Here is a 23,443-nt window from a genome sequence, read left to right as displayed (position 1 = left end):
GGCATAGTGGAATCCGCGCTTGCCGCATCCGCTCCGGACCGGCCTGGTCGTCACCCGGGGCACCCCACCGCGAATGGAGGGTTGCCGGCCAGCAAACCGGGGTTTAGCGCTGGCACTCGTGACCTGGATAAAAGCGTAGGACATGCGGCTGACAGGACTGAACCCGCAGCGATTGTTAAGCGGTTTGTTACGCGATTCGAATAAACGGCGGCGGACACCCCCATCGGGAGGTGTCCGCCGCTGCTTTATTCGTTTTTTCGGGGAAAAGCCAACCGTTACAGCAAATCGTCCAAATAAGGGTTCAGGCGGTGCAATACCTCTGAGTGCAGGATCGAGTTGGTGGCCAGCGCGTTCCCGCCGAAGGGGCCGTCCTCGCCTTCCAGCGACGTGAAACGGCCGCCGGCCTCCACGACGATCGGCACAAGGGCGGCCATGTCGTAGAGGTTCAGTTCCGGTTCGCAGGCGATGTCCACGGAGCCCTCCGCCACCATGCAGTACGACCAGAAATCGCCAAAGGCACGGGTCCGCCACACGTCCTCGGTGAGGCCCAGGAACTCGTCAAGGTTTCCCCGTTCCTTCCAGCCCGTGAGGCTGGAGTAAGAGAGGGAGGCGTCCGATAGTGTCGAGACGTTGGAGACGCGGAGCCGGGTGGCAGCTGCCAGGGACCTGCCCATGTATGCGCCCATACCCTTCGCCGCCCACCAGCGCTTGCCCAGGGCCGGGGCGCTGACCACGCCCACCACCGGCTCGCCCTCGTCGACGAGGGCGATAAGGGTAGCCCAGACCGGAACGCCGCGGACGAAGTTCTTGGTCCCGTCAATGGGGTCGATGATCCAGCGCCGCGACCCGTGTCCCGTGCTGCCGAACTCCTCGCCCAGGACCGCGTCCCGGGGGCGGGAACGCGAGAGCTGGCCGCGGATGGCTTCTTCGGCGGCCTTGTCCGCATCGGTGACCGGCGTCAGGTCCGGCTTGGTCTCGACGTGGAGGTCCAGGGCCTTGAAGCGGCTCATGGTCTGGTCATCCACGGAGTCGGCCAGGACATGTGCCAGGCGCAGGTCATCGTTGTAGCTCGAAGCGGGTTGGATCATGGTTCCAAACTACAGTCTGCGCACGCTTCTGCCGGGGAGAACGCGTCAGTTGACGCTGCCGAGCTCCTTGGTTTCCTGTGCTTCCAACCTTGGATCCGTGCCGAGCAGCCGCCGCAGCGACGCCAACCGGGCGGGACCGGTGGGACCTGCGTGTCCGCCCGCCACCCAGTCGTCGAGGCCGCAGTTCACTGCAATTGCCGTGTGCTTGCAGCCCCGTTCGCAGTTCTCGATGCCGGGGGAGAGGTCGGGGAAGGAGCGCAGGATCCGGTCGGGGTCCACGTGGGCGAGGCCGAAGGACCGGATGCCCGGAGTATCAATGATCCAGCTGCCGGCCGGAGCGTCCGCGAGGCGCAGCGCCAGGGCAGAGGACGACGTGTGCCGGCCCCGTCCCGTCACGGCGTTCACTCCGCCGGTGGCCCGCTCGGCCCCAGTAAGCGCGTTCACCATGGTGGACTTGCCCACGCCTGAGTGCCCGAGCATGACGGTGACCTTGCCGCCCAGGTGGGCGCGGAGGGCTGCCACCGCGGTGCTGTCCAGCCGGGCCGAGAGGCCGTCGTCGGAGCGCGCGTCGATCCCGGAGGCCTGGGCGTCAGCGGTTCGGCTGATGATCACCGGGAAATCCAGGTGGGTGTAGTTGGACAGCAGTTCCGCTGGATCCTTGACGTCGGCCTTGGTGACCAGCAGGATCGGCTCGATACCGGCGTCGTACGCAGCCACCAAGGCACGGTCGATGAATCCGGTCCGCGGCTCCGGATTGGCGGCCGCCACCACGATCACCAGCTGGTCCGCGTTGGCCACCACGGCACGTTCGATTGGATCCGTGTCGTCGGCGCTGCGCCGCAGGAGCGTTTTGCGGTCCTGGATCTTCACCAGGCGCGCCAGCGTGTCCGGTGCCCCGGAGACGTCCCCCACGAGCGAGACGAAGTCGCCGGCAACCACCGGCGAGCGGCGAAGTTCGCGGGCGCGTGCCGCAATGACCACGCGTTCGTTGTTCGAGTCCTCACCCACGACTGCGGTGTACCGCCCCCGGTCCACCGTGATGATCCGTCCGGTGACCGCATCGTCGTGGCTGGGACGGTCCTTGGTGCGGGGCCTGGAGCCCTTCTTGTTGGGCCTGATACGGACGTCGGACTCGTCCCAGGAGTCAGTGCGCCGTGCCACCGCTGGGCTCCTCCGGTCCGGATGCCGCAGCGGCGTCCTGGGCCAGCATGCCTGTCCACAGCTGGGGGAAATCGGGCATGGTTTTGGCGGTGGTGGCGATGTCCTCCACCTGTACGCCCTCCACTGCCAGGCCCAGGATGGCGCCTGCGGTGGCCATTCGATGGTCCGCGTAGCTGCGGACGACGCCGGCGTGCAGCGCGGCGGGCCGGATCACCAGGCCGTCGCTGGTTTCCTCTGCGTCCCCGCCGAGCCGGTTGATTTCCGCCACCAATGCAGCGAGCCTGTCCGTCTCGTGTCCGCGCAGGTGGGCGATCCCGGTGAGCCGGGATGGGCCCGTGGCCAGCGCGCACAGGGCTGCGACGGTGGGGGCAAGCTCGCTGGTGTCCGCGAAGTCGCCGCCCTTGATCTCCGGGCCGCCGGTGACAGTCAGGACGCCGTCGGACAGGGTGACGTGTGCGCCCATTTTCACGAGAATCTCGCGCCACAGGTCTCCCACCTGCTGGGTATCCGCCGGCCAGTTGGGAATCCGAACTGTTCCCTTCGAGGCCAGGGCGGCCGCCAGGAACGGTCCGGCGTTGGAAAGGTCCTGTTCGATCCGCTGGTCGAAGGCACGGATTGGCCCGGGTGCCACCACCCAGTGGTTGGGAACGGAGTCGTCCACGGACACGCCGGCGCCGCGCAGGACAGCCACGGTCATGTTGATGTGGTCCAGGCTCGGCACCGGCTTTCCCACGTGCTCCAGGTGCAGGCCCTCGTCGAACCTCGCCCCCACCAGGAGGAGGGCGGAGACGAACTGGGACGACGCGCTGGCGTCGATCACCAGATGGCCGCCCCGCACCGCGCCCTTGCCTTCCACCACGAACGGGAGCGACGACGGAGCGGAGCCGTCTTCGGAGGCAACGGCCACACCGAGGGCCTTAAGCGCCTCGATGATGGTTCCCATGGGGCGCTTCCGGGCGTGCGGGTCGCCGTCGAAGACGCTGGTTCCGTTGCGGAGCGCCGCCAGCGGTGGAACGAACCGCATGACCGTGCCCGCCAGCCCGCAGTCGATCCTGGTCGGGGACGCCTCAGCCGCTGCCGGCAGCTGAACCACTTCCAGGTCAGGGCCAAAGTCGCCGTCCCCCGGCACTTCCGTGATAGTGGCGCCCAGCTGCCGGAGCGCATCGACCATCAGTGCCGAATCCCTGGAGTGCAGGGGTGCGCGCAGCCGGGACGGGCCGTCCGCCAAGGCGGCCAGGACCAAGTACCTGTTGGTCAGGGACTTTGATCCCGGAACCGTCACGGTGGCATCGACGGGCCGGGACGCAAAGGGTGCGGCCCAGTGCTCGACAGGTGTTCCGGACCCGTCCCGGGTGGCAGCTGTTGCGGTCATTCGTGCTTATGCTCCCGTGGCGTGTACGGCGCGGCGTACGGCTTTGTCCGCCTTGTTCAGCTTCTTGGTGGTGGTCCGGCGCGCGTCGGCAGCAAGGTGCGAGGCATTCCTGCGGGCATCGGCGGCCAGGTGTTCGGCACGCCAGGCCAGGCCCGGCTTGCCCGCTGTGTCCACCGAGGCCAGCAGCGCGCCGCCGCTCAGCGAGAGGTTCTTGAGCAGCTGGTTCCGGCGGTTTTCCCGCCCTTCCTTGCTGCTGATATCCGCACTACGCCACTCAACAAAGGTGTTAAGCAGCGAAATCACCGTCAGGAGGCCGGCTGAAAGCCTGGAGAACTTGCCAAGGCCGAACAGGACGCCCGCTCCCACCTGGGTTCCGCCGATGACGCGCGCCAGCGTCTTCTCGCTCGCCTGGAAGGGGAGCGAAGCCGCCGCCTTACGCAGGAGCGGCGAGAGCTGCTGGGCGGTGTCGTCGGAGTTCTTGAGCTTATCCAGTCCGGCAAGAACGAAACTGGAGGCAAGCATGGGCCGGGCGAGCGTGCGGACAAAGGACATGAATTTCCTCCTGGATGGACGAGCCGCGGCAAGCGGCGGAGTCGGTCCTAGTCTTGCACTTTTGGGGAATATTTGCCCGCTGAGGGCGGTTATCGATGTCGGGTCCGTGACAGGGACCCAGGCGATCATTCACCCGATACAGAGCGGAGTTGGGCCTTGGGGAAGGTGTTGGACGAAACCAGACCGGCGGGGCCGGTGGCATTGGATACTCTTGCCGCGGAGCCGCTGGAGTACGGCATGCCCCGGGCGGGAAGCCGGACAGTAGACTTGAAGGCAATGAGCACCTTGGATCCGGCCGCCGCGGCCATGTATGAGGCCACCCCCGCCGAAGTGAACGGCAAGGCGGGAGCCGCGCCCCTCCCGTCCGGTCAGGATGGTCCTGGTTCCCGGGCCGCCGACGCCGACGCAAATGACAGTACCGAACTGGATGTCTCCGCGGAGACCATGGAGCAGCGCCGCCTTCGCTTCGAGCGGGACGCCATGCAGTACGTGGACCAGCTGTATTCGGCTGCGATGCGCATGGCACGGAACCCGTCGGACGCGGAGGACCTGGTCCAGGAGGCCTACACCAAGGCCTTCTCGGCGTTCCACCAGTACAAGCCGGGAACCAACCTGAAGGCGTGGCTGTACCGGATCCTCACCAACACGTACATCAACCTGTACCGCAAGCGGCAGCGTGAGCCCTTGCAGTCCAACTCGGACAGCATTGAGGACTGGCAGCTGGCGCGGGCGGAGTCGCACACCTCGAGCGGACTGCGGTCCGCCGAGGCCGAGGCATTGGACCACCTCCCGGACTCGGACGTAAAGCGGGCGCTGCAGGATATCCCTGAGGAATTCCGCCTGGCGGTCTATTTCGCTGACGTGGAGGGCTTCGCCTACAAGGAAATCTCAGACATCATGAACACGCCCATCGGCACCGTGATGTCCCGGCTCCACCGCGGCCGGCGAATGTTGCGGGACATGCTCGCGGAATACGCCGCCGAGCGGGGATTCAAAACAGCCGTGGATACGTCGGAAGCGGCAGGAAGCAAAGCACAGGAGAACAGGAAATGAGCGATTGCCAGGGATTGGGCGACTGCGACGACACCCGGATGCAACGCATCTACGAATACCTTGACGGGGCGCTGACCCGCGAGGACTTGACCGAGATCAAGAACCACCTGGATGAGTGCCCTGAGTGCACCCAGCAGTACGACCTCGAGTGCGTCATCCGCAACATGGTCAAGCGCTCGTGCAAGGAGTCCGCTCCGGATAACCTGAAGAACGCCATCCTGGACAGGATCCACGCGATCCGTCCCGTGGAGGCATAGGCATAAAGCGCCGGCCTCCGGATCAGGGCCGCAGACAGCAAAGGACCCCGTAAGCCGAATGGCTTGCGGGGTCCTTCGCTTGAACCGTGTTCCTGGCATTTGCCTAGGTGTTGGGGCGCTTCCCGTGGTTCGCGCCGCCACGCTTACGGTCACGACGCTTGCGTGCACGCTTGCTCATAGCTGGCCTCCTTACTGTTGGTACTCAAAAGAGCTGCCCTCCAGTCTCCCACATGATGTGGCGCCCCGCGAACCGGGAAACGGCGAATGACCTGCGGCAGTGCCTGCAGGTCATGCCCTAATGCCGCAGGGTGCTGCGGATGGCTGCCCGGGCGTCTTCCAGGACAGTACGGACAGTTTCCAGGGTCACCGGGCCTATGGGCTCGCGCAGGGCGTACCGGCGCAGTTCTGCACGGAGGTCGTCACCGAAATGCTGCAGCATCAACTCCACGTCACGCCGTTGCACCGAGGCTGCAATGCCGTTCTCCACGCCCGCCAGGTCATCCCGGCGCCGGTCCAGCTCTGCGAGGCCCGCGGGGGTGATGTGGTAGTTGGTGCGGCGCCCGGCCTGCTCAGTGGACACCAGGCCGTCCTCCTCGAGCTTGCCCAGCCTCGGGTAGATGGTCCCGGCGCTGGGTGCATAGGTCCCGCCAAACCGGTCCCGGAGCGCCTTGATGAGTTGGTATCCGTGTTTGGGCCCGCTCTCGAGCAGGGCCAGGAGGTAGAGGCGCAACGCACCGTGTGCGAAGACGGGCGGCATCAGCGTTCCGTTTCGCCGCCGTCAACGGATGCCGGAGCGTGGAAGATGGAGGTCTTGCCCGACACCGAGTTGGTCCGCACCAGCATCAATTGGCCATCCGGCCCGGCGATGGTCTCCACCTTGCCGTTGGCCAGGAGGCACTGCTGTCCGTCCAGAACCACCGCACCGCCGGCCGACTTGGCCACAATGTCCACGCCTACGTCATGGGGCAGGCGGATGGTGAGGTCCCCGGAAACCGAGTTGGAGCCGAAATCCCGGGTGAAATCGAGCAGGTCGAAGCTGAGGTGGCCGCTGACCGTGTTGGTGCGCACATTGGTGAAGTGGCCGGACGCAGTAACCTCACCGGAGACGCTTTTGGCGGTGAGTACGCCGCGGTGGTCCCGGACAGCCACGTTTCCGCTGATGGTGTTGACCTGGAGTTCGCCGGACGTGCCCTCTGCTGCCACCGTGCCGGAGACGGTGTTGAGGCGGACGTGGGCGGAGGTGCCGGAGACCAGGCCGTCGCCGCTGACAGTTCCCGCTTCGACCTCTGTGCCGCCAGGAACGGCAACGGTGATGACGGCGGAATTCCCGCTGTTGTGATTGACCGTCTCCATGAGGTTCTTGAACCACCCCTGCGCGCCGTGCAGCTGGTGCCGGACCTCCAGCCTGCCGCCACGGAGGGAGACGGCGACGGGGTCGCCGTGGACCTCGGACACCTCAATCCGGACCACAGGTTCGGCATGCGCCACGACGCGGAAGCTGCCGCGGACCATCCCCAGCTTCAGGGACGCCACGTCTCCTACGACGATGGTCTGCGGGCTCTCGACAGTCCAGGTTTCCTCAGCCACGGTCCCTCCAAAAGACGATATATCGCGTTGCCACTACAACTTATCGCCGCCGGCGGACCGGGTCAAGATATATCTCGAAGCCTACTGCGGTGCTTCCAGGCCCAGCCACTGGAACCAGCCGCGGTGCAGAACCAGCCATGCCATGAGGCCATATCCGGCCTGACCGGGTGTGCCGCCGTTGGCGGCCAGGTCCTGGCGCCACTGTTCGTGGTTCAGGAGGGGTGAGAAGGTGTCGACGTAGAGGTGCTTGCGGCGGGTCGTGACATCCGCGAAGGCGGTGTTCAGCTCGTCAAGGCGCCGGTTCTGGGCCGGATCGAGAGTGGGGGGCGGTCCCACCACGAAAACCTCGATCCGGTTCTGGGAAGCCGAGTCCAGGATGTTGGCCAGGTTCAGCCTGCTCCGTGCCGTGGACAGGCCAAACTCGATATCGCGTCCGGACAGGCCTATGACGAGCCGATTCTCCGCTTGGGCGCTGAAGCGGCGGCCTGCTTCATCCAGCCACCGCGCCGCCAGCCCCTCAGTGCCTTCCTGGGGGCAGGGGAGCGCGTAGCTTTCCAGCAGCATGCCGTCCTGGGGAGTGCGGGCCAAGACCCGGCCCAGCCAGCCAAGCGCCCGGGGATCGCCCAGTCCGGCCAGCAGTTCATCTCCTACAGCTGCGATCCGCAGCTTCCTGTCTTCCACGCGTTCCTCTTTACTTCGGTACGGGTCTACTTCGGACGGCATCTGCCGCCGTCGCCGCCGCGGCTGCGGAGGTTGAAGGCGGCGCTGTCCATCCATTAAACAGAACTGCCCGGCCGGAGTCTGGTATTTCGACGTCCGGCCGGGCAGCCTTACTGCTTACTTCCTGTCAAATGCCTGCTTCAGGAGCGCATCCTGTTCCGCAGCGTGGCGCTTCATGGAACCGGCGGCCGTGGAGGCAGAGGCCGGCCGGGACACCAGGCGGACGCGGCGGTCGAGAATCTCCGGCAGGTTCAGGCCGATGAACGGCCATGGTCCCTGGTTTGCAGGCTCGTCCTGGGCCCACACCACCTCGGCGTTGGGGTACTTGGCGAGTTCCGCAGCGATCTCCTGGTGCGGCAGCGGGTACAGCTGCTCCACGCGGACGATGGCAGTGGTCTGGTCGCCGGTCTTCTGCCGGGTGGACAGGAGATCGTAGTACAGGCGGCCGGAAACCAGGAGGACGCGCTCGACGGCGGTGGCCGGCAGCTGCTCATGCTCACCGATCACCGGGCGGAACGTGCCGTTGGTGAAGTCCTCCACCGACGAGGCGGCGGCCTTCAGGCGCAGCAGCTGCTTCGGCGTGAAGATGATCAAGGGCTTCCGTGGGCGGCTGTAAGCCTGCCGGCGCAGCAGGTGGAAGTGCGAGGCGGCCGTGGTTGGGTTGGCCACGATCATGTTGTCCTCCGCGCACAGCTGCAGGAAGCGCTCGATCCTTGCCGAGGAGTGGTCCGGGCCCTGGCCTTCGTAGCCGTGCGGCAGCATCAGGACCAGCGAGGAGCGCTGTCCCCACTTCTGCTCTGCGGAGGAGATGAACTCGTCGATGATGGTCTGTGCACCGTTGACGAAGTCACCGAACTGGGCCTCCCAGAGGACCAGGGCATCCGGACGCTCCACGGAGTAGCCGTACTCGAAGCCCATGGCCGCATATTCGGACAGCAGGGAGTCGTAGATCCACAGCTTGGCCTGGTCATCAGAGAGGTTGCCCAGGGGCAGCCATTCCTTGCCGTTGGCGCGGTCGTGGAAGACGGCATGGCGCTGGACGAACGTTCCGCGGCGGGAGTCCTGGCCGGCCAGGCGCACGGGGACGCCTTCCATGATCAGGGACCCGAAGGCCGCGATCTCGCCGAAGCCCCAGTCGATGCCGCCCTGGCGGGACATCTGCTCGCGCTTTTCGAGCAGCTGCTTCAGCTTGGGGTGGACGGTGAAGCCCTCGGGGATCTCGACGTGGGCCTTGCCGATCCGGGCCAGGGTCTCGGCGCTGATGGCCGTGGAGGCCGGCGCGTTGACGCTGGAATCGGACTGCTGGGCCTTGGGCCGTTCGATGTCGGACACGGCGGCGGAATCCGCGGTGACGATCGGAATCGGTGAGGTCTGGGCGGCGTGGGTCTCGGCGAAGACCCGCTCCAGCCGTTCCTGGTAGTCGCGGAGCAGCTGCTCGGCTTCTTCCTCGGTGATGTCCCCGCGGCCAATGAGCGACTCGGTGTACAACTTGCGGACGGAGCGCTTGGCTTCGATCAGGTTGTACATCAGCGGCTGGGTCATCGAGGGGTCGTCACCCTCGTTGTGGCCCCGGCGGCGGTAGCAGACCATGTCGATGACAACGTCCTTGTGGAAGCGCTGCCGGAACTCGTAGGCAAGCTGGCCGATGCGGACAACGGCCTCGGGGTCGTCGCCGTTCACGTGGAATACCGGTGCCTGGATCATCTTGGCAACGTCCGTGGAGTACGTGGACGAACGCGAGGACGACGGGGCGGTGGTGAAGCCCACCTGGTTGTTGACCACGATGTGGATGGTGCCGCCGGTGCGGTAGCCGCGGAGCTGGGACAGGTTGAGGGTTTCGGCCACAACACCCTGACCGGCGAAGGCTGCGTCACCGTGCACCATGATGGGCAGGACGGGGAATGATTCGCCCTGGTCCAGCCGGTCCTGCTTGGCCCGGACGATGCCCTCAAGGACGGAGTCCACGGCTTCCAGGTGCGACGGGTTGGCGGCGAGGTAGACCTTGGTTTCCTTGCCGTTGTCCGAGGTGAACGTGCCTTCGGTGCCCAGGTGGTACTTGACGTCGCCGGAGCCCTGGACGGAGCGGGGGTCCTGCGTGCCCTCGAATTCGCGGAAGACCTGGGCGTACGTCTTGCCGGCAATGTTGGTCAGGACGTTGAGGCGGCCGCGGTGGGCCATACCGATGGCGACCTCGTCCAGGCCGTCGTCGGCTGCATCGGACATGATCGCGTCCAACAGCGGGATCAGGGACTCGCCGCCCTCAAGGGAGAAGCGCTTCTGGCCCACGAACTTGGTCTGCAGGAACGTCTCAAAGGCCTCGGCAGCGTTCAGCTTGGAGACGATCCGCAGCTGCTCTTCCCGGCTGGGCTTGGAGTAGGGGTGCTCCAGTTGGTCCTGGAACCACTTGCGCTCGGCAGGTTCCTGGATGTGCATGTATTCGATGCCGGTGGTGCGGCAGTAGGCATCGCGCAAGACGCCCAGGATGTCGCGGAACTTCAGCATCGGCTTGCCGCCGAAACCGCCGGTGGGCCATTCGCGGTCCAGGTCCCAGAGGGTCAGGCCGTAGGTGAGGACGTCAAGGTCCGGGTGCTTGCGCTGCACGTATTCCAGCGGATCGGTGTCGGCCATCAGGTGGCCGCGCACGCGGAAGGAGTGGATCAGCTGCTGGATCCGGGCCACCTTGTTGATCTCGTCAGCGGGGTCGACCTGCAGGTCGGGGCTCCAGCGGACAGGCTCGTAGGGGATGCGCAGGGCTTCGAAGATCTCGTCGTAGAAGTTCTGCGCGCCCAGCAGGAGCTGGTGGACCAGCTTCAGGAACTCGCCGCTGCCGGCGCCCTGGATGACCCGGTGGTCGTAGGTCGAGGTCAGGGTGAGGACCTTGCTGATGGCGTTCTGGGCGATGATCTTCTCGCTGGCGCCCTGGAACTCGGCGGGGTAGTCGAGGGCGCCGACGCCGATGATGGCCGCCTGGCCCTTGGAAAGACGCGGTACCGAGTGTACGGTGCCGATGCCGCCGGGGTTGGTCAGGGACACCGTGGTGCCCTGGTGGTCCTCAGCGGTGAGCTTGCCGTTGCGGGCGCGCTTGATGAGGTCCTCGTAGGTGTGCCAGAACTCGGCGAAGTTGAGGGTCTCGGCCTTCTTGATGTTCGGGACCATGAGCAGGCGGGTGCCGTCGGGCTTGGGCATGTCGATGGCGATGCCGAAGTTGACGTGGGCCGGCTGGACCGCGACAGGCTTGCCGTCCACCTCGTCGTAGTACACGTTCATCGACGGGAACTGGGACAGGGCCCGGATCACGGCGTAGCCGATGAGGTGGGTGAAGGACACCTTGCCGCCGCGGGCACGGGCCAGGTTGGAGTTGATGACCACGCGGTTGTCGATGAGCAGCTTGGCGGGAATGGCGCGGACACTGGTGGCGGTGGGCACCTGGAGGCTGGTCACCATGTTGGTGGCGATGGCCTTGGCCGGGCCGCGGAGGACGGAGACGACGTCTTCCTCGGGAGCCGTGGGGGCCTTGACGTTCTTGGGCAGCTGGGCCGGGATGGGCTGCGAGCCGGTGCCGGCTTCGGTCTTCTTGCCGCCATCGCGCGCTTCGGTTGCGGGGGCCTTCTTGACGGGCGCGGGGGCTGCTGCAGGGGCAGCGGCTGCCGGTGCGGCCGGGGGAGTGGCAGGGGCAGCTGCCGGCGACGGTGCCGGTGCTGCGGGAGCCGTTTTTACGACAGGGAGTTCCCGGGTGGGAGGGTTGACGGCGTGCGCGGAATTTCCGTTGGAAGATGAACCGTTGCCCGAGTCGAAGGATTCAAACAGGGGCCACCACTTGGCGTCCACTGCATTCTTGTCCTGTTGGTACTGCTCGTACAGTTCGTCAACGAGCCACTCGTTTCCGCCAAATTCCTCTGGTAGACGGTGGCTTGGCTGCTCTGGCACTTGAAATACGCCTCTTCCATGAGTTTGATTTCTCTTTGGCCCCCCGGTGCTTCAGCACTACGTTCGAACCAGTCTCTGTCCTCTGAACCCGGACCTTTGCAAGTCTAGTGAGCATTCCGTGTTAACTGCCAATAAGGGTGACCCAAATCATGATGTGGCGGACGGGGGCCGAAATATGGCGGCTGTCCGGTGTCGCCGCCAGGTCCCCGGGCCAGGACTTCGCCTCCTTCCGGCCGCCGGAACAGGGCGTTTTCCGCCGTCCGGCCGGGCCTTGCGGCAAGGGGTGCTCCTGTAGACTGAAATTCTTATGGACAGTAAATCTAGGTGCCGGCCTGGGCGCTGTCAGCGGAGCATGAAGAGAAGCGCCGCGCAGTCCGCCCACAGAGCCGGCAAACCCCGACAACGCGCCCATCACCAGCCAACGGCCCAGCTTGCCGCAACCCGCACGGACCAGGCATCGGTATCTGCCGACCATCCTCCGCCGGGACGAAACAGCTTCCCAACATTCCCATTGAGCACGCTTGAGGCATTTTCCGCACGTCAGGCGGGATGCTGAATGGAGTGGCTTCTCCTTGCAGCAGGCTTGCTGCTGATCGCCGGCACCGGATTCTTTGTTGCCGTCGAATTCTCCCTCATCGCCCTGGACCAGCCCACTGTCCAGCGGGCAATTGACGACGGCGACACGGGGGCAGTGCCCCTGCTCACCTGCCTCAAGTCCCTGTCGACCCAGTTGTCCAGTTGCCAGCTCGGAATCACCTTGACCACACTGCTCACCGGTTACGTCATGGAACCGTCAGTAGGCCGCCTCCTTAAGGCGGCGCTGGCCGCCGTCGGGCTTCCCTCCGTGGCGGTGGAGTCCGTCTCGCTCATCCTGGCGATGGTCCTGGCGACGCTGCTGTCCATGCTCCTGGGTGAGCTGGTGCCGAAAAACATGGCGATCGCGCTGGCCTTCCCCGTGGGCCGCGCCCTGGCGGGGCCGCAGCTGGTTTTCACCGCGATCTTCAAGCCGGCCATCCTGGTCCTCAACGGCTTTTCCAACAGGATCCTGCACATCTTTGGGCTGGAAGCCAAAGAGGAAATTTCGGGAGCACGGACGCCGGCGGAGCTTGCTTCCCTGGTTCGCCGGTCCGCGGCTATGGGAACGCTCGATGCCGGGACCGCCAACTTCATTGCCCGCACCTTGAATTTCTCGTCGCGGACAGCAGCCGACGTGATGACCCCGCGCATCCGGCTGGAGACGATCGACGCCGACCAGCCGGTGTCCGATGTGGTGGATGCGGCACGCAGGACCGGGTACTCGCGGTTCCCCGTCATCGGTGACTCGGCCGATGACATCCGCGGCCTGGTGCACATCAAGAAAGCTGTTGCCGTTCCGTGGGAACGCCGCCAAAACCTCGAAGCCGGCGCCATCATGACCGAGGTGCTGCGCGTGCCGGAGACCATCCACCTGGATGCGCTGCTGGCAGAACTGCGGGAAGGAAACCTGCAGTTGGCCGTGGTTCTGGATGAATATGGCGGAACCGCAGGCATCGCCACCCTGGAGGACCTGGTGGAAGAGATCGTGGGGGAGGTGGCGGACGAGCACGACAAGGTCCGCCCGGGACTCCTGCAAAGCGCCTCCGGCGACTGGTATTTCCCGGGGCTCCTCCGGCCCGACGAACTGTCCGAACAGATCCCGGGGTTGAGTGTTCCCGACGAAGCGGCCTACGAAACCGTGGGCGGCTATGTCATGAGCAAGCTGGGCAGGATCGCCGTCGTGGGCGACACGGTGGCCGTCAACGGCGGAACACTGAGCGTCACCAGGATGGACGGACGCAGGATCGACCGCATCTGCTTCCACCCGGCAGCAGCAGAAGCGGCTGCGCAGGATGCCAATGACAGGAGCAAGCCATGAGCGACTGGGCCGGAATACTCTGGCTGTGCTTCCTCCTGCTGGGCAACGCTTTTTTCGTGGCTGCTGAATTCGCAATCATGTCAGCCCGCCGCAGCCAGATTGAGCCGTTGGCAGACACCGGGTCCAAGCGGGCCCAGACCACCCTGCGCGCCATGGAGAATGTCTCCCTGATGCTGGCCTGCGCGCAGTTGGGAATCACCGTCTGCTCGCTGCTGATCCTGCTGGTGGCCGAGCCGGCCATTCACCACCTTCTTGCTGTTCCCATCGAGACGGTGGGCCTGCCGTCGGAAGTGGCTGATGTCGCTGCCTTCGCAGTGGCCCTGATGCTGGTGACGTTCCTGCACGTGACGTTCGGCGAGATGGTGCCCAAGAACATCTCCGTCTCCGTGGCGGACAAGGCAGCCCTGTTCCTGGCTCCGCCGCTGCTGTTCATCTCGCGCCTGGTCCACCCCGTGATTTCAGTCCTTAACTGGTCGGCCAACCACATCCTGAAGCTGATGCGGGTGGAACCCAAGGATGAGGTGACGTCCTCCTTCACACTGGAGGAGGTGCAGTCGATCGTGCAGGAGTCCACGCGCCACGGTTTGGTGGACGACGACGCCGGGCTCATCACCGGCGCGCTCGAGTTCTCCGAACATACGGCGCAGGACATCATGGTGCCGCTTGAAAAGCTCGTCATGCTGCCGGCTTCCACCACCCCGGTGGAGTTCGAAAAAGCCGTCAGCCGTACGGGTTTCTCCAGGTTCCCGATGCTGGATGACGAGGACATGCTTTACGGCTACCTCCACGTGAAGGACGTGCTGTCCATTCCGGAATCAGGTTACGAACTGCCGATTGCCGAAAGCCGCATCCGCTCGCTCGCCAACCTTTCCCTGGGTGACGAGATCGAAAAAGCCATGTCCGTCATGCAGCGCACCGGGTCGCACCTTGCCCGCGTGATCGGCCCTGATGGCAACACAAGGGGCGTCCTCTTCCTTGAGGACGTGATTGAACAGCTTGTCGGTGAAATCCGGGATGCAACCCAGGCCACCGGCATTCGCCGACTGGGGCAGCCGAACGGAGGCTGACTTACCGTGGCGCTCCTCGGGCAGGCAGGGGCGCCACGGTCCAACCAGTCTCCGTGAAACCTAAATAGGAATCATTCGCATTTGGGTATAGGCTTGTGTCTGTTGCCTTCCCTTCCTGTGTGAACTGAGGTTTTTCGTGCGCCGTACAGCCACTGCCAGCTCCTTCCTTGCCGCCGTGACAGGCGTCGGTCTCCTGCTCAGTGCATGCAGCGGCCAACCGTCGCAGGTCCCGGACGCGGAGCAGGGTATCAACGTCGTGGCATCAACGAACGTTTACGGCGACATTGCCCGGACCATCGGTGGTGACAAGGTCAAGGTCACCTCGATCATCAACAACGCCGGGCAGGATCCGCACTCGTACGAGGCGACCGCCCAGGACCGGCTGGCCGTGTCCAAGTCCCAGCTGGTCATCGAAAATGGCGGCGGCTACGACGACTTCATCCATACCTTGGTGGAGGGCAGCAGGATCGACAGTGCAGGCGTGCTGACCGCCGTCGAAATTTCCGGGCTTGCCCACCCGGAGGATGCCACGGCCGGCCCGTCGGCAACACCCGCGGAGGAGTCCGGCGCACACAGCGGACACGACCACGGCGGCCTGAACGAGCACGTGTGGTACAGCCTGCCGGCCATGGAGCGCGTGGCCGATGCCATTGCGGGCAAGCTGGCGTCGCTGGATCCGGCCTCGGCCGCCTCCTTCACCGCCAACGCGGACTCCTTCAAGTCCTCCCTGGCACAGCTTCACTCCAAGGTGGACGCCATGAAGGCGGCCACGCCGGGCAGCCGCGTAGCAGTCACGGAGCCAGTCCCGCTCTACCTTTTGGAGGAGGCCGGCCTGGTCAACGCCACGCCTGAGCAATACACCGCTGCCATCGAAGAGGGCAGCGACGTTCCTCCCGCGGTGCTGAAGGAGGCCACGGACCTGGTTGGCTCGAAGTCCGTACGCCTCCTGGCCTACAACGCCCAAACGGAAGGCCCGCAGACGGAGGCACTCAAGAAGGCAGCCGAATCCGCTGGTGTTCCGGTGGTCGACTTCACCGAGACCCTGCCTGAAGGCAAGACCTACCTGCAGTGGATGACGGACAATGTGAACAACATCAGCAAGGTTCTGGAGACAAACTAGGTGAAATCCGTCGTAAGCCTCAAAGGGGCGTGCCTCGCGTTCGGTCAGCGCACCCTTTGGGAGGACCTGGACCTGGACATCAGGCCCGGGGAGTTTTTCGCCGTGCTGGGCCCCAACGGCAGCGGCAAGACAAGTTTCCTCAAGGTCCTGCTGGGCCTGCAGAAGCTGCAGTCCGGACAGGCAACCTTGGGCGGCCGCCCGGTGGAAGGGGGCAGCAGCCTGATCGGCTACATTCCCCAGCAGAAGTCGTTCGCGCCGGACACCCCCATGCGCGCCCGCGATTTGGTGGCCCTCGGCGTGGACGGCCACAAGTTTGGGATCCGGCTTTCAGCCCGCAAGACCAACCGCAGGGTGGACCAGTTGCTGGAACTGGTGGGAGCCTCCGACTACGCCAAAGTCCCGGTTGGCCAGCTCTCAGGCGGAGAGCAGCAGCGGCTCCGGGTGGCGCAGGCACTGGCCACGGACCCAAAGGTGCTGCTCTGCGACGAACCGCTGCTGTCCCTTGACCTCCACCACCAGCAGGCCGTCAGCGCCCTGATCCACCAACAGAGCCGGGAACACGACACCGCCGTCGTCTTCGTGACCCATGAAATCAACCCGATCATCGACTACGTGGACCGGGTCCTGTACCTGGCGGGGGGACGCTTCCGCGTGGGGGCGCCGGAAGAGGTCATGACCACCGAAGTGCTCTCAGACCTCTACGGCAGCCACGTGGAGGTCATCCATGCCAACGGCAGGATCGTCGTCGTCGGCCTGCCGGATGCCACCACGCATCACCACCACGAGGCGGACGCGCTGGCAGGGGAGGTGGCCTGATGGACGCCGACAGCATCCTGGGCGCCATCTTCAACTTCGACAACTATGGCGAACTGCTGGTCCTGGTCCAGAACTCAATCTGGGCAGGCGCCATCCTGGGCCTCCTCGGCGGGCTGGTGGGAACATTCGTCATGAAACGGGACCTTGCCTTCGCGGTCCACGGCATCTCCGAACTTTCCTTCGCAGGTGCCGCCTTTGCCCTGCTGGTTGGGGCGGACGTGGTGTTTGGCTCGCTCATAGGCTCGGTGGCGGCCGCCCTGCTGCTGGGCCTGATGGGGGTCCGGGCCAGGGATAAGAACTCCATCATCGGCGTCATCATGCCCTTCGGCCTGGGACTTGGCATCCTGTTCCTTTCCCTGTACCAGGGCCGTGCGGCAAACAAGTTCGGCCTGCTGACCGGCCAGATCGTCTCCGTGGACACCGTCCAGCTGCAGGCCCTGGCGGGGACCGCCGTCGTGGTTGTGCTTGTGCTGGTGGCCGTGTGGCGTCCGCTGAACTTCGCCAGCGTTGACCCGGAGCTCGCCGAGGCCAGGGGAGTGCCCGTCCGAACGCTGGGAATCGTGTTCATGATTGTGCTGGGCGTCAGCGTGGCCCTGTCCATCCAGGTGGTGGGGGCCCTGCTGGTGCTTGCCCTGCTGATAACGCCCGCAGCCGCGGCGCTGCGCGTAACGTCGTCGCCGGCAGCGGTGGTGGTCCTGAGCGTGGTCTTCGCCGTGACGGCAACCGTGGGCGGCATCCTGCTGGCCCTGGGGGGACGGATCCCGATCAGCCCCTACGTCACCACGTTGTCGTTCCTGATTTATGTGGTGTGCCGCATCATCGGTTCCGTGCGCGACGCCCGGGGGATCAACGGCCGGGTCCTTACAGTTTCCCGGCAGCCTTAAGGGCGGTGCAGTCGGGGCAAAGGCCGAAAATTTCCACGGTGTGGTCCACCTCGGTGAACCCGTGTTCGGCCGCCATGCGCACCGCCCACGTTTCCACCGCGGGTGCTTCCACCTCCACTGCCTTTCCGCAATTCCTGCACAGCAGGTGATGGTGGTGGCCGGTCACGGCGCAGCGCCGGTACACCGCCTCGCCGTCGCCGTTGCGCAGCACGTCCACCAGGCCTTCGTCGGCCAGTGACTGCAGGATCCGGTAGGCAGTGGCGAGCGAAACGGAGACGCCCTGGTTCTGCAGGATCCGGTAAAGCTCCTGCGTGCTGACAAAGTCATCGAGATCGTCCAGGGCCGCGCTGACGGCCTTCCGCTGTTTGGTGACGCGCTGTTCCTTGCCGCCTCCTGCCGGGGATGGGGCGGCGGAATCAGCCTTGACGCCGATCGGCATGGACGAACTCTCTTCCGTGGGGGGCAGACATCAAGATTACCAGTCGGTGCCTGGCAGCCGGATTTCGCCGGCAGGGTTCGTGGACAGCCTTCAGGAACGGAACCTAGGCTGGCGCTATGAAGCTGACCAAGTACACCCATGCCTGTGTCCGTCTTGAGAAGGAAGGCAGGGTCCTGGTCCTCGATCCGGGCACCTTTTCCGAATCGGCAGAAGCGCTGGCGGGGGCCCAGGCCGTCCTGGTGACGCACGAACACGCAGACCACCTTGACACCAAGGCCGTGGTGGAAGCCCTGGAAAAGGATAAAGACCTGGCGCTGTTTGCCCCAGCGGGCGTCGCCGGCCAGCTGCGCGGGGAAGCCCCGGAGGCAGCGGACCGGATCCACACCGTGGAACCGGGGGCGTCGTTCCAGGCTGCCGGCTTTGACATCCGCAGCTTCGGGGGACAGCACGCCCTCATCCACCCCCAAATTCCCTTGGTGGCGAACATCGGCTTCCTGGTGGACGGCAACGTGTACCACCCGGGCGACTCGTTCATCATCCCGGACGGCATCGACGTCCAGACCCTCCTGGTCCCGTTGCACGCACCGTGGAGCAAGTCCGCGGAGGTGGTGGACTTCGTGATCGGCGTGCGGGCGCCGCGGGCGTTCCAGATCCACGACGGGCTGCTCAATGAGAACGGCCTGGGCATCGTCGAAGGGCACGTGAAGCGGATTGGCGCCAAGTACGGCACGGAATACCGGCACCTGGCCCCGCGCGAGTCCGTGGAAGTCTAGGCCACCGCCCCGGTCCACTCCCCGGTGTCCAGGAAGCGCGCGATTGCCGCTTCGTAGGGTGCCGGATCCAGCCCCTGGGAAGCCAGCCACTCCTGGTTCCAGTGCGTGCCCGCATAGCGGTCGCCGCCGTCGCACATCAACGAAACGACGCTGCCCCGCCGGCCTTCGGACAGAAGCTGCGCGACTGTTTCCCAGACGCCCCAGAGGTTGGTGCCCGTAGACGGGCCGGCATGCAGGCCCGCGTAATGGTGCAGGTGGCGCATCGCGGCAACCGACGCCGCATCCGGCACCCGGACCATCCTGTCTATAACCGTGGGGATGAAGCTCGGCTCCATCCGGGTCCGCCCAATTCCTTCGATCCGCGAGGGAACGCTGGCGGGCTGTCCATCTGCCTCACCCAGCCAGCCGGGGTAGAACGCGGAGTTTTCGGGGTCCACCACCAGCAGCTTGGTGGGATATGAGTGGTAGCGCAGGTACCGGCCGATGGTGGCGCTGGTCCCGCCCGTGCCGGCGCCCACCACTACCCAGTCGGGGACGGGGTGCGGCTCAAGGCTGAGCTGGCCGAAGATGGATTCGGCGATGTTGTTATTCCCGCGCCAGTCCGTGGCCCGCTCTGCGTAGGTGAATTGGTCCATGTAATGCCCGTTGCAGGTGGCGGCTACGTCTTCTGCCACGGCATACACGTCCGGGGCGTTCTCCACCAGGAGGCAGGAGCCGCCGAATTGCTCAATCAGGGCGATCTTTTCCTGGCTGGTGGTGCGGGCCATGACGGCGATGAAGGGAAGTCCCAGCAGCTGGGCAAAATACGCTTCCGATACCGCAGTGCTGCCGCTGGAAGCCTCGACGATGGTGGTGTCCTGCCGGATCCAGCCATTGACCAGCCCGAACAGGAAGAGGGACCTTGCCAGGCGGTGCTTGAGGCTGCCGGAACGGTGTGTCGACTCGTCCTTGAGGTACAGCTGGATGCCCCAGTGCTCCGGGAGCGGTACTGCATAAAGGTGTGTATCCGCGGAGCGGTTGTTCTCCGCTTTGATGGTGCGGATGGCCTGGTCCGCCCACTCCCGGTCCCTTGCGCCGCTGCTCCTGCCGGTGCTGCCCTCGATCGTCACTAATCCAGCGTACCCGCGGTTCGGGAGCCGTCCGTCTAGAGTGGGACCCGTTGGCAAAACAAGGCGTAGGGAGTGCAATGAAGCCGTTGATCGACGTCCCGGAACTTGAGGCAAGGCTTGCCGCCGGATACCGGACGGTCCTACTGGACGTGCGCTGGGCCCTGGGCGATCCGCACGGCCATGAACACTACCTCGCGGAACACCTGCCGGGCGCGGTCTTCGTAGATCTGGCCACTGAACTCTCTGATTCGTCGGTTCCGGACCGCGGGCGGCACCCGCTGCCGGCTCGGGAACAGTTCCAGGAGTCGGCACAGCGCTGGGGAATCCGTAACGGCGACGTGGTGGTTGCCTACGATGACAGTGCCAACATGGCGGCGGCGAGGCTGTGGTGGATGCTGCGTGACGCAGGCTTGGCAGCGGTCTACCTGCTCGACGGCGGCCTGGCCGCCTGGCGGGCAGCCGGACTTCCGCTCGAGTCGGGCCCGGTTCAGCCCAGCCCCGGCGACGTGGAGTTGGGCAGCGGGCACATGCCTGCGCTGGACGCCGGTGCTGCCGCCGGCTGGGCGCACAGCGGACTGTTGCTCGATGCGAGGGCAGGGGAGAGATACCGGGGCGAGGTTGAGCCCGTGGACCCGCGCGCCGGCCATATCCCCGGGGCGGTCAGTGCCCCCACCGCGGGCAACGTCGATAACGCCGGACGCTTCCTGCCGCCGGGGCAGTTGCGGCGGAGGTTTGCGGACCTCGGGGTCCAGGACGGAACGCCGGTGGCGGTTTATTGTGGCTCAGGCGTTACGGCAGCCCATGAGGTTGCTGCGCTGGAAGTTGCCGGGTTCCGGGCAGCGTTGTATCCAGGCTCTTTCTCCGAGTGGTCCAACCGCCCGGAACTGCCGGTCGCGATCGGCGCGGAGCCAGGGGGCGTCGGGTCGGATCCCGGCGACGCCGGAACCCCGGCTGGAAAGTCCGCAGGAGCCGGGGGTAGCGTCGCACTATGACACCAGGACGCCCTGTACCACCGCCCCTTGCCAAACCCATCACCCCGGCCCCGGAAAATGCGCCCGCCCCTGGCAGTGTGCCAGCGACGGAAGCCGGTGCTCTCGCCGCAGCCTACGGTGCAGCGTCCGGGGACAGCGGCCTTGTACCGCTGACAGTGGCCCGCCGGGCACCCAAACCGGACGACGTCGAAATCGCCATCGAATTCTGCGGGCTGTGCCACTCGGACGTGCACGCCACCCGCGGCGAGTGGGGCGGCCAGACCTACCCGCTGGTGCCAGGCCACGAAATCGTGGGAACTGTCAGCAGGATCGGCTCGGACGTCACTGACTTCGCGGTTGGTGAGAGGGTAGGCGTGGGCTGCATGGTGGACTCCTGCCGCGAGTGCGACAGCTGCCTGGACGGCCTGGAGCAGTACTGCGAAAACGGCATGACAGGCACCTACGGTGCAAAGGACCGCAGGAACGGGGACGCCATCACCCAGGGCGGCTATTCCTCGTCGATCGTGGTGGACCGCCGCTATGTCCTGCGCGTCCCGGACTCACTGGACCCGGCCGCCGTCGCGCCCCTGCTGTGCGCGGGCGTCACGACGTTCTCCCCGCTGCGGCACTTCGACGTCGAAGAAGGCGACGTGGTGGGCGTGGTGGGCCTGGGCGGACTGGGCCATATGGCCGTCAAGCTCGCCAAGGCCATGGGCGCGAAGGTGGTGGTGTTCACCACCTCGGAGTCGAAGGTCGCCGCCGCCCTGGGACTGGGGGCCGATGAAGTTGTCCTCTCCCGGGACGAAGCCGCCATGGCTGCCGCGGACCGCACCATCGACCTCATCATCGACACCGTTGCCGCCCCGCACGACCTGAACCCGTTCTTCCGCACCCTGCGCGTGGACGGCGCACTGTTCCAGCTTGGCCTGCCGTCGGAAGCCATGCCGCCGGTCAACCCGGGCGCCCTCATCCGCCGCAGGATCGCGTATGCCGGGTCATTGATTGGCGGCATCGCCGAAACCCAGGAGATGCTGGATTTCTGCGCGGAGCACGGCGTGGTGGCCGATATCGAGATGGTGTCCGCCGGCCAGCTGAATGAGGCCTACGACCGGATGGTCGCTGGAGACGTAAAGTACCGGTTCGTGCTGGATACCAGCACGCTGCAGCCAGCCGCCGAGGAGGCAAACGCATGAGCACGCTGTTCACGAAGATCCTGAAGGGCGAGATCCCCGGCCGGTTCGTATGGCGCGAGGACGATGTGTCGGCTTTCCTGACCACGGGCCCGCTCGCCGACGGCCATACACTGGTGGTTCCCACCGAGGAAGTGGACCGCTGGACGGACGCCCGGCCGGAAACCCTTGCCAAAGTCATGGAAGTGGCGCGGCGGATTGGCGCCGTGCAGGTGGACATCTTCGGTGCGCGGCGTGCGGGCCTGATCGTGGCCGGCTATGAAATCAACCATCTGCACGTCCACGTGTGGCCCTCGCGCAGCATGGCCGACTTCGACTTCGGCTCCGCGGACCAGAACCCGGATCCCGCGGTCCTGGACGCCAACGCGGAGAAGCTGCGTGACGGGCTGCGCGCAGCCGGCTACGGGGAGTTCGTTCCGGCGTCCTAACCTTTGTTCCCTGCCCGCCGCTGCTGCGGCGGGCAGGGAAAGGGTCAGTCCCTGCGTGGCGTCATGGCCACCATGCCCGCATAGGTGAAGCCGCCGCCAAATCCGAACAACAGCGCGGGGACGTCCGCCGGGATCTTCCCGGAATGCCACCATTTGCTCAGTCCCAGCGGCACGCTGGCAGCGGACGTGTTCCCCGACTCGGTGACGTCGGTGATGACGACGCGGTCCGACAGGCCCAGGGCTTCCGCCAGCGGCTCGATTATGCGCAGGTTGGCCTGGTGCGCTGCGAGGACCTGGATGTCGTCCAGTCCCAGCCCGGCGCGGGCCACGATTTCACGGGCGCGCTCCGGTGCCTTGGTGAGGGCCCACCGCAGCACTTCCCGCCCGTTCTGGGAGAACCTGCCCAAGGGAGGCGAGATGCGGACGGCGTCCGCCATGCCACCCTCCGAACCCCAGACCACCGGGCCAATCCGGGGCATTTCGGATGGGCGTACGACGGCGGCCCCGGCGCCATCGGCGGTGAGCACGGCCGTCGCGCGGTCCGTCCAGTCGGTAACTGCCGAGAGGGTCTCGGCGCCGACTACGATCGCGTGCGAGGCGCTTCCGCTGCGGATCGCCTGGTCCGCCACGCCGAGGGCATACTCGAAGCCCGAACACGCCGTGTTGACATCCATGATCGCCGGTCCCCGGCGGTTACCGCCCAGGCCAAGTGCCTCGGCTACGCGGCCGGCAGTGTTGGGGGATCGCTCGGCCGCTGTGGTGGTGGCCACCACCACGAGGTCAATGTCTGTGGCCGCAACCCCGGAATCGGCCAAGGCCATCCGGGCTGCGGGGATTGCGAGGTCCACCACGGTTTCACCCTCACCGGCGATATGCCTGGTGACGATGCCGGTGCGCTGGCGGATCCACTCGTCGCTGGTGTCCATCATGCCTTCGAGCTCATGGTTGTCCATGATGCGCGCGGGCTGGGCGTGGCCGAGCCCGGCGATCTCTGTCCCTGCCGGTCCTTGGGCAAGCGTGAGCTTCATGTGTTCC

The 23,443-nt window shown here is 65.8% G+C and carries 23 protein-coding genes and 1 riboswitch; of the genes, 11 read left to right on the top strand and 12 right to left on the bottom strand.

Going from position 1 to position 23,443, the window contains the following annotated elements; translation table 11 throughout:
* Positions 1-10 precede the first annotated feature (10 nt).
* Positions 11-124: riboswitch (SAM riboswitch) on the bottom strand.
* Between the two features lie 151 nt (positions 125-275).
* From hisN to LFT49_RS13565, 4 genes are read right to left on the bottom strand one after another with little or no spacing between them, the layout of a single operon-like run.
* Complete coding sequence (gene hisN / locus LFT49_RS13580) at positions 276-1,088, bottom strand: histidinol-phosphatase (protein WP_236798844.1); 813 nt, start codon at positions 1,086-1,088, stop codon at positions 276-278.
* A gap of 45 nt (positions 1,089-1,133) precedes the next feature.
* Positions 1,134-2,249, bottom strand: a complete 1,116-nt coding sequence (gene rsgA, locus LFT49_RS13575) for a ribosome small subunit-dependent GTPase A (RefSeq protein WP_236798843.1) — start codon at positions 2,247-2,249, stop codon at positions 1,134-1,136.
* The gene (aroA, locus tag LFT49_RS13570; RefSeq protein ID WP_237428506.1) at positions 2,233-3,621 is read right to left on the bottom strand and encodes a 3-phosphoshikimate 1-carboxyvinyltransferase; all 1,389 of its coding nucleotides are present in this window, start codon (positions 3,619-3,621) and stop codon (positions 2,233-2,235) included. The genes rsgA and aroA overlap by 17 nt, the downstream gene beginning before the upstream one ends.
* A 6-nt stretch (positions 3,622-3,627) precedes the next feature.
* A complete protein-coding gene (locus LFT49_RS13565; RefSeq protein WP_236798841.1) occupies positions 3,628-4,173 on the bottom strand; it encodes a DoxX family protein in 546 nt (181 codons plus the stop codon).
* 195 nt (positions 4,174-4,368) lie between these two features.
* Here LFT49_RS13565 and LFT49_RS13560 point away from each other — a divergent pair, with 195 nt between their 5' ends.
* Positions 4,369-5,226 (top strand): sigma-70 family RNA polymerase sigma factor, encoded by an 858-nt coding sequence (locus tag LFT49_RS13560; RefSeq protein ID WP_373462123.1) that lies wholly within the window; start codon positions 4,369-4,371, stop codon positions 5,224-5,226.
* A complete protein-coding gene (rsrA, locus tag LFT49_RS13555) occupies positions 5,223-5,483 on the top strand; it encodes a mycothiol system anti-sigma-R factor (protein WP_236798840.1) in 261 nt (86 codons plus the stop codon). Before LFT49_RS13560 ends, rsrA begins: the two co-directional genes overlap by 4 nt.
* A gap of 103 nt (positions 5,484-5,586) precedes the next feature.
* Here the strand turns inward: rsrA and LFT49_RS22750 are convergent, their stop codons facing one another.
* The 5 genes from LFT49_RS22750 to LFT49_RS13535 form a co-directional block, all read right to left on the bottom strand.
* Positions 5,587-5,661: a 50S ribosomal protein bL37 gene (locus LFT49_RS22750; protein ID WP_369299106.1), complete on the bottom strand. Its 75-nt coding sequence runs from the start codon at positions 5,659-5,661 to the stop codon at positions 5,587-5,589.
* 117 nt (positions 5,662-5,778) lie between these two features.
* Entirely contained in the window at positions 5,779-6,240 is a 462-nt protein-coding gene (locus tag LFT49_RS13550) for a PadR family transcriptional regulator (protein WP_236820026.1), read from the bottom strand.
* The gene (locus tag LFT49_RS13545) at positions 6,240-7,070 is read right to left on the bottom strand and encodes a DUF4097 family beta strand repeat-containing protein (RefSeq protein WP_237428505.1); all 831 of its coding nucleotides are present in this window, start codon (positions 7,068-7,070) and stop codon (positions 6,240-6,242) included. Before LFT49_RS13545 ends, LFT49_RS13550 begins: the two co-directional genes overlap by 1 nt.
* 81 nt (positions 7,071-7,151) lie before the next feature.
* Positions 7,152-7,751 (bottom strand): GDSL-type esterase/lipase family protein, encoded by a 600-nt coding sequence (locus LFT49_RS13540; protein WP_236798827.1) that lies wholly within the window; start codon positions 7,749-7,751, stop codon positions 7,152-7,154.
* A 156-nt stretch (positions 7,752-7,907) separates the two neighbouring features.
* A complete protein-coding gene (locus LFT49_RS13535; protein ID WP_236820022.1) occupies positions 7,908-11,717 on the bottom strand; it encodes a multifunctional oxoglutarate decarboxylase/oxoglutarate dehydrogenase thiamine pyrophosphate-binding subunit/dihydrolipoyllysine-residue succinyltransferase subunit in 3,810 nt (1,269 codons plus the stop codon).
* Between the two features lie 556 nt (positions 11,718-12,273).
* On the opposite strand from LFT49_RS13535, the gene LFT49_RS13530 reads away from it, so the two are divergent.
* The 5 genes from LFT49_RS13530 to LFT49_RS13510 all read left to right on the top strand — a co-directional run bounded on the left by LFT49_RS13530 (position 12,274) and on the right by LFT49_RS13510 (position 17,498).
* On the top strand, positions 12,274-13,611 hold the full coding sequence (locus LFT49_RS13530) for a hemolysin family protein (protein ID WP_237428504.1): 1,338 nt from the start codon (positions 12,274-12,276) through the stop codon (positions 13,609-13,611).
* Positions 13,608-14,678, top strand: a complete 1,071-nt coding sequence (locus LFT49_RS13525; protein ID WP_236820018.1) for a hemolysin family protein — start codon at positions 13,608-13,610, stop codon at positions 14,676-14,678. Before LFT49_RS13530 ends, LFT49_RS13525 begins: the two co-directional genes overlap by 4 nt.
* A gap of 136 nt (positions 14,679-14,814) precedes the next feature.
* Positions 14,815-15,798, top strand: a complete 984-nt coding sequence (locus tag LFT49_RS13520) for a metal ABC transporter solute-binding protein, Zn/Mn family (protein WP_237428503.1) — start codon at positions 14,815-14,817, stop codon at positions 15,796-15,798.
* Positions 15,799-16,614, top strand: coding sequence for a metal ABC transporter ATP-binding protein (locus LFT49_RS13515; RefSeq protein ID WP_237428502.1), 816 nt, complete (start codon positions 15,799-15,801; stop codon positions 16,612-16,614).
* Positions 16,614-17,498, top strand: a complete 885-nt coding sequence (locus tag LFT49_RS13510) for a metal ABC transporter permease (RefSeq protein ID WP_236798821.1) — start codon at positions 16,614-16,616, stop codon at positions 17,496-17,498. Before LFT49_RS13515 ends, LFT49_RS13510 begins: the two co-directional genes overlap by 1 nt.
* Here LFT49_RS13510 and LFT49_RS13505 read toward each other — a convergent pair.
* Complete coding sequence (locus tag LFT49_RS13505) at positions 17,476-17,937, bottom strand: Fur family transcriptional regulator (protein WP_236798820.1); 462 nt, start codon at positions 17,935-17,937, stop codon at positions 17,476-17,478. The genes LFT49_RS13510 and LFT49_RS13505 overlap by 23 nt on opposite strands.
* Before the next feature lie 116 nt (positions 17,938-18,053).
* Between LFT49_RS13505 and LFT49_RS13500 the strand changes: the two genes are divergently transcribed.
* A complete protein-coding gene (locus tag LFT49_RS13500; protein WP_237428501.1) occupies positions 18,054-18,710 on the top strand; it encodes an MBL fold metallo-hydrolase in 657 nt (218 codons plus the stop codon).
* Here LFT49_RS13500 and LFT49_RS13495 read toward each other — a convergent pair.
* Positions 18,707-19,819 (bottom strand): PLP-dependent cysteine synthase family protein, encoded by a 1,113-nt coding sequence (locus tag LFT49_RS13495; RefSeq protein ID WP_272910857.1) that lies wholly within the window; start codon positions 19,817-19,819, stop codon positions 18,707-18,709. The two genes, LFT49_RS13500 and LFT49_RS13495, sit on opposite strands and share 4 nt — an antisense overlap.
* Before the next feature lie 77 nt (positions 19,820-19,896).
* Here LFT49_RS13495 and LFT49_RS13490 point away from each other — a divergent pair, with 77 nt between their 5' ends.
* Genes LFT49_RS13490 through LFT49_RS13480 form a run of 3 tightly spaced genes read left to right on the top strand, consistent with a single transcriptional unit; the run spans position 19,897 to position 22,408 of the window.
* Positions 19,897-20,811 (top strand): sulfurtransferase, encoded by a 915-nt coding sequence (locus tag LFT49_RS13490; protein WP_237428500.1) that lies wholly within the window; start codon positions 19,897-19,899, stop codon positions 20,809-20,811.
* Entirely contained in the window at positions 20,808-21,983 is a 1,176-nt protein-coding gene (locus tag LFT49_RS13485) for an NAD(P)-dependent alcohol dehydrogenase (protein ID WP_236798815.1), read from the top strand. Before LFT49_RS13490 ends, LFT49_RS13485 begins: the two co-directional genes overlap by 4 nt.
* Positions 21,980-22,408, top strand: coding sequence for an HIT family protein (locus tag LFT49_RS13480; protein ID WP_236798814.1), 429 nt, complete (start codon positions 21,980-21,982; stop codon positions 22,406-22,408). The genes LFT49_RS13485 and LFT49_RS13480 overlap by 4 nt, the downstream gene beginning before the upstream one ends.
* A gap of 44 nt (positions 22,409-22,452) precedes the next feature.
* Here LFT49_RS13480 and LFT49_RS13475 read toward each other — a convergent pair whose 3' ends face one another.
* Positions 22,453-23,436: a beta-ketoacyl-ACP synthase III gene (locus tag LFT49_RS13475; protein WP_237428499.1), complete on the bottom strand. Its 984-nt coding sequence runs from the start codon at positions 23,434-23,436 to the stop codon at positions 22,453-22,455.
* Between the last annotated feature and the right edge of the window lie 7 nt (positions 23,437-23,443).

This window comes from Arthrobacter sp. FW306-06-A, assembly GCF_021870055.1.
Classification (GTDB): Bacteria; Actinomycetota; Actinomycetes; order Actinomycetales; family Micrococcaceae; genus Arthrobacter.
Note: the sequence above shows the minus strand (reverse complement) of the source record. Positions and strands in the feature narration are given on the sequence as shown.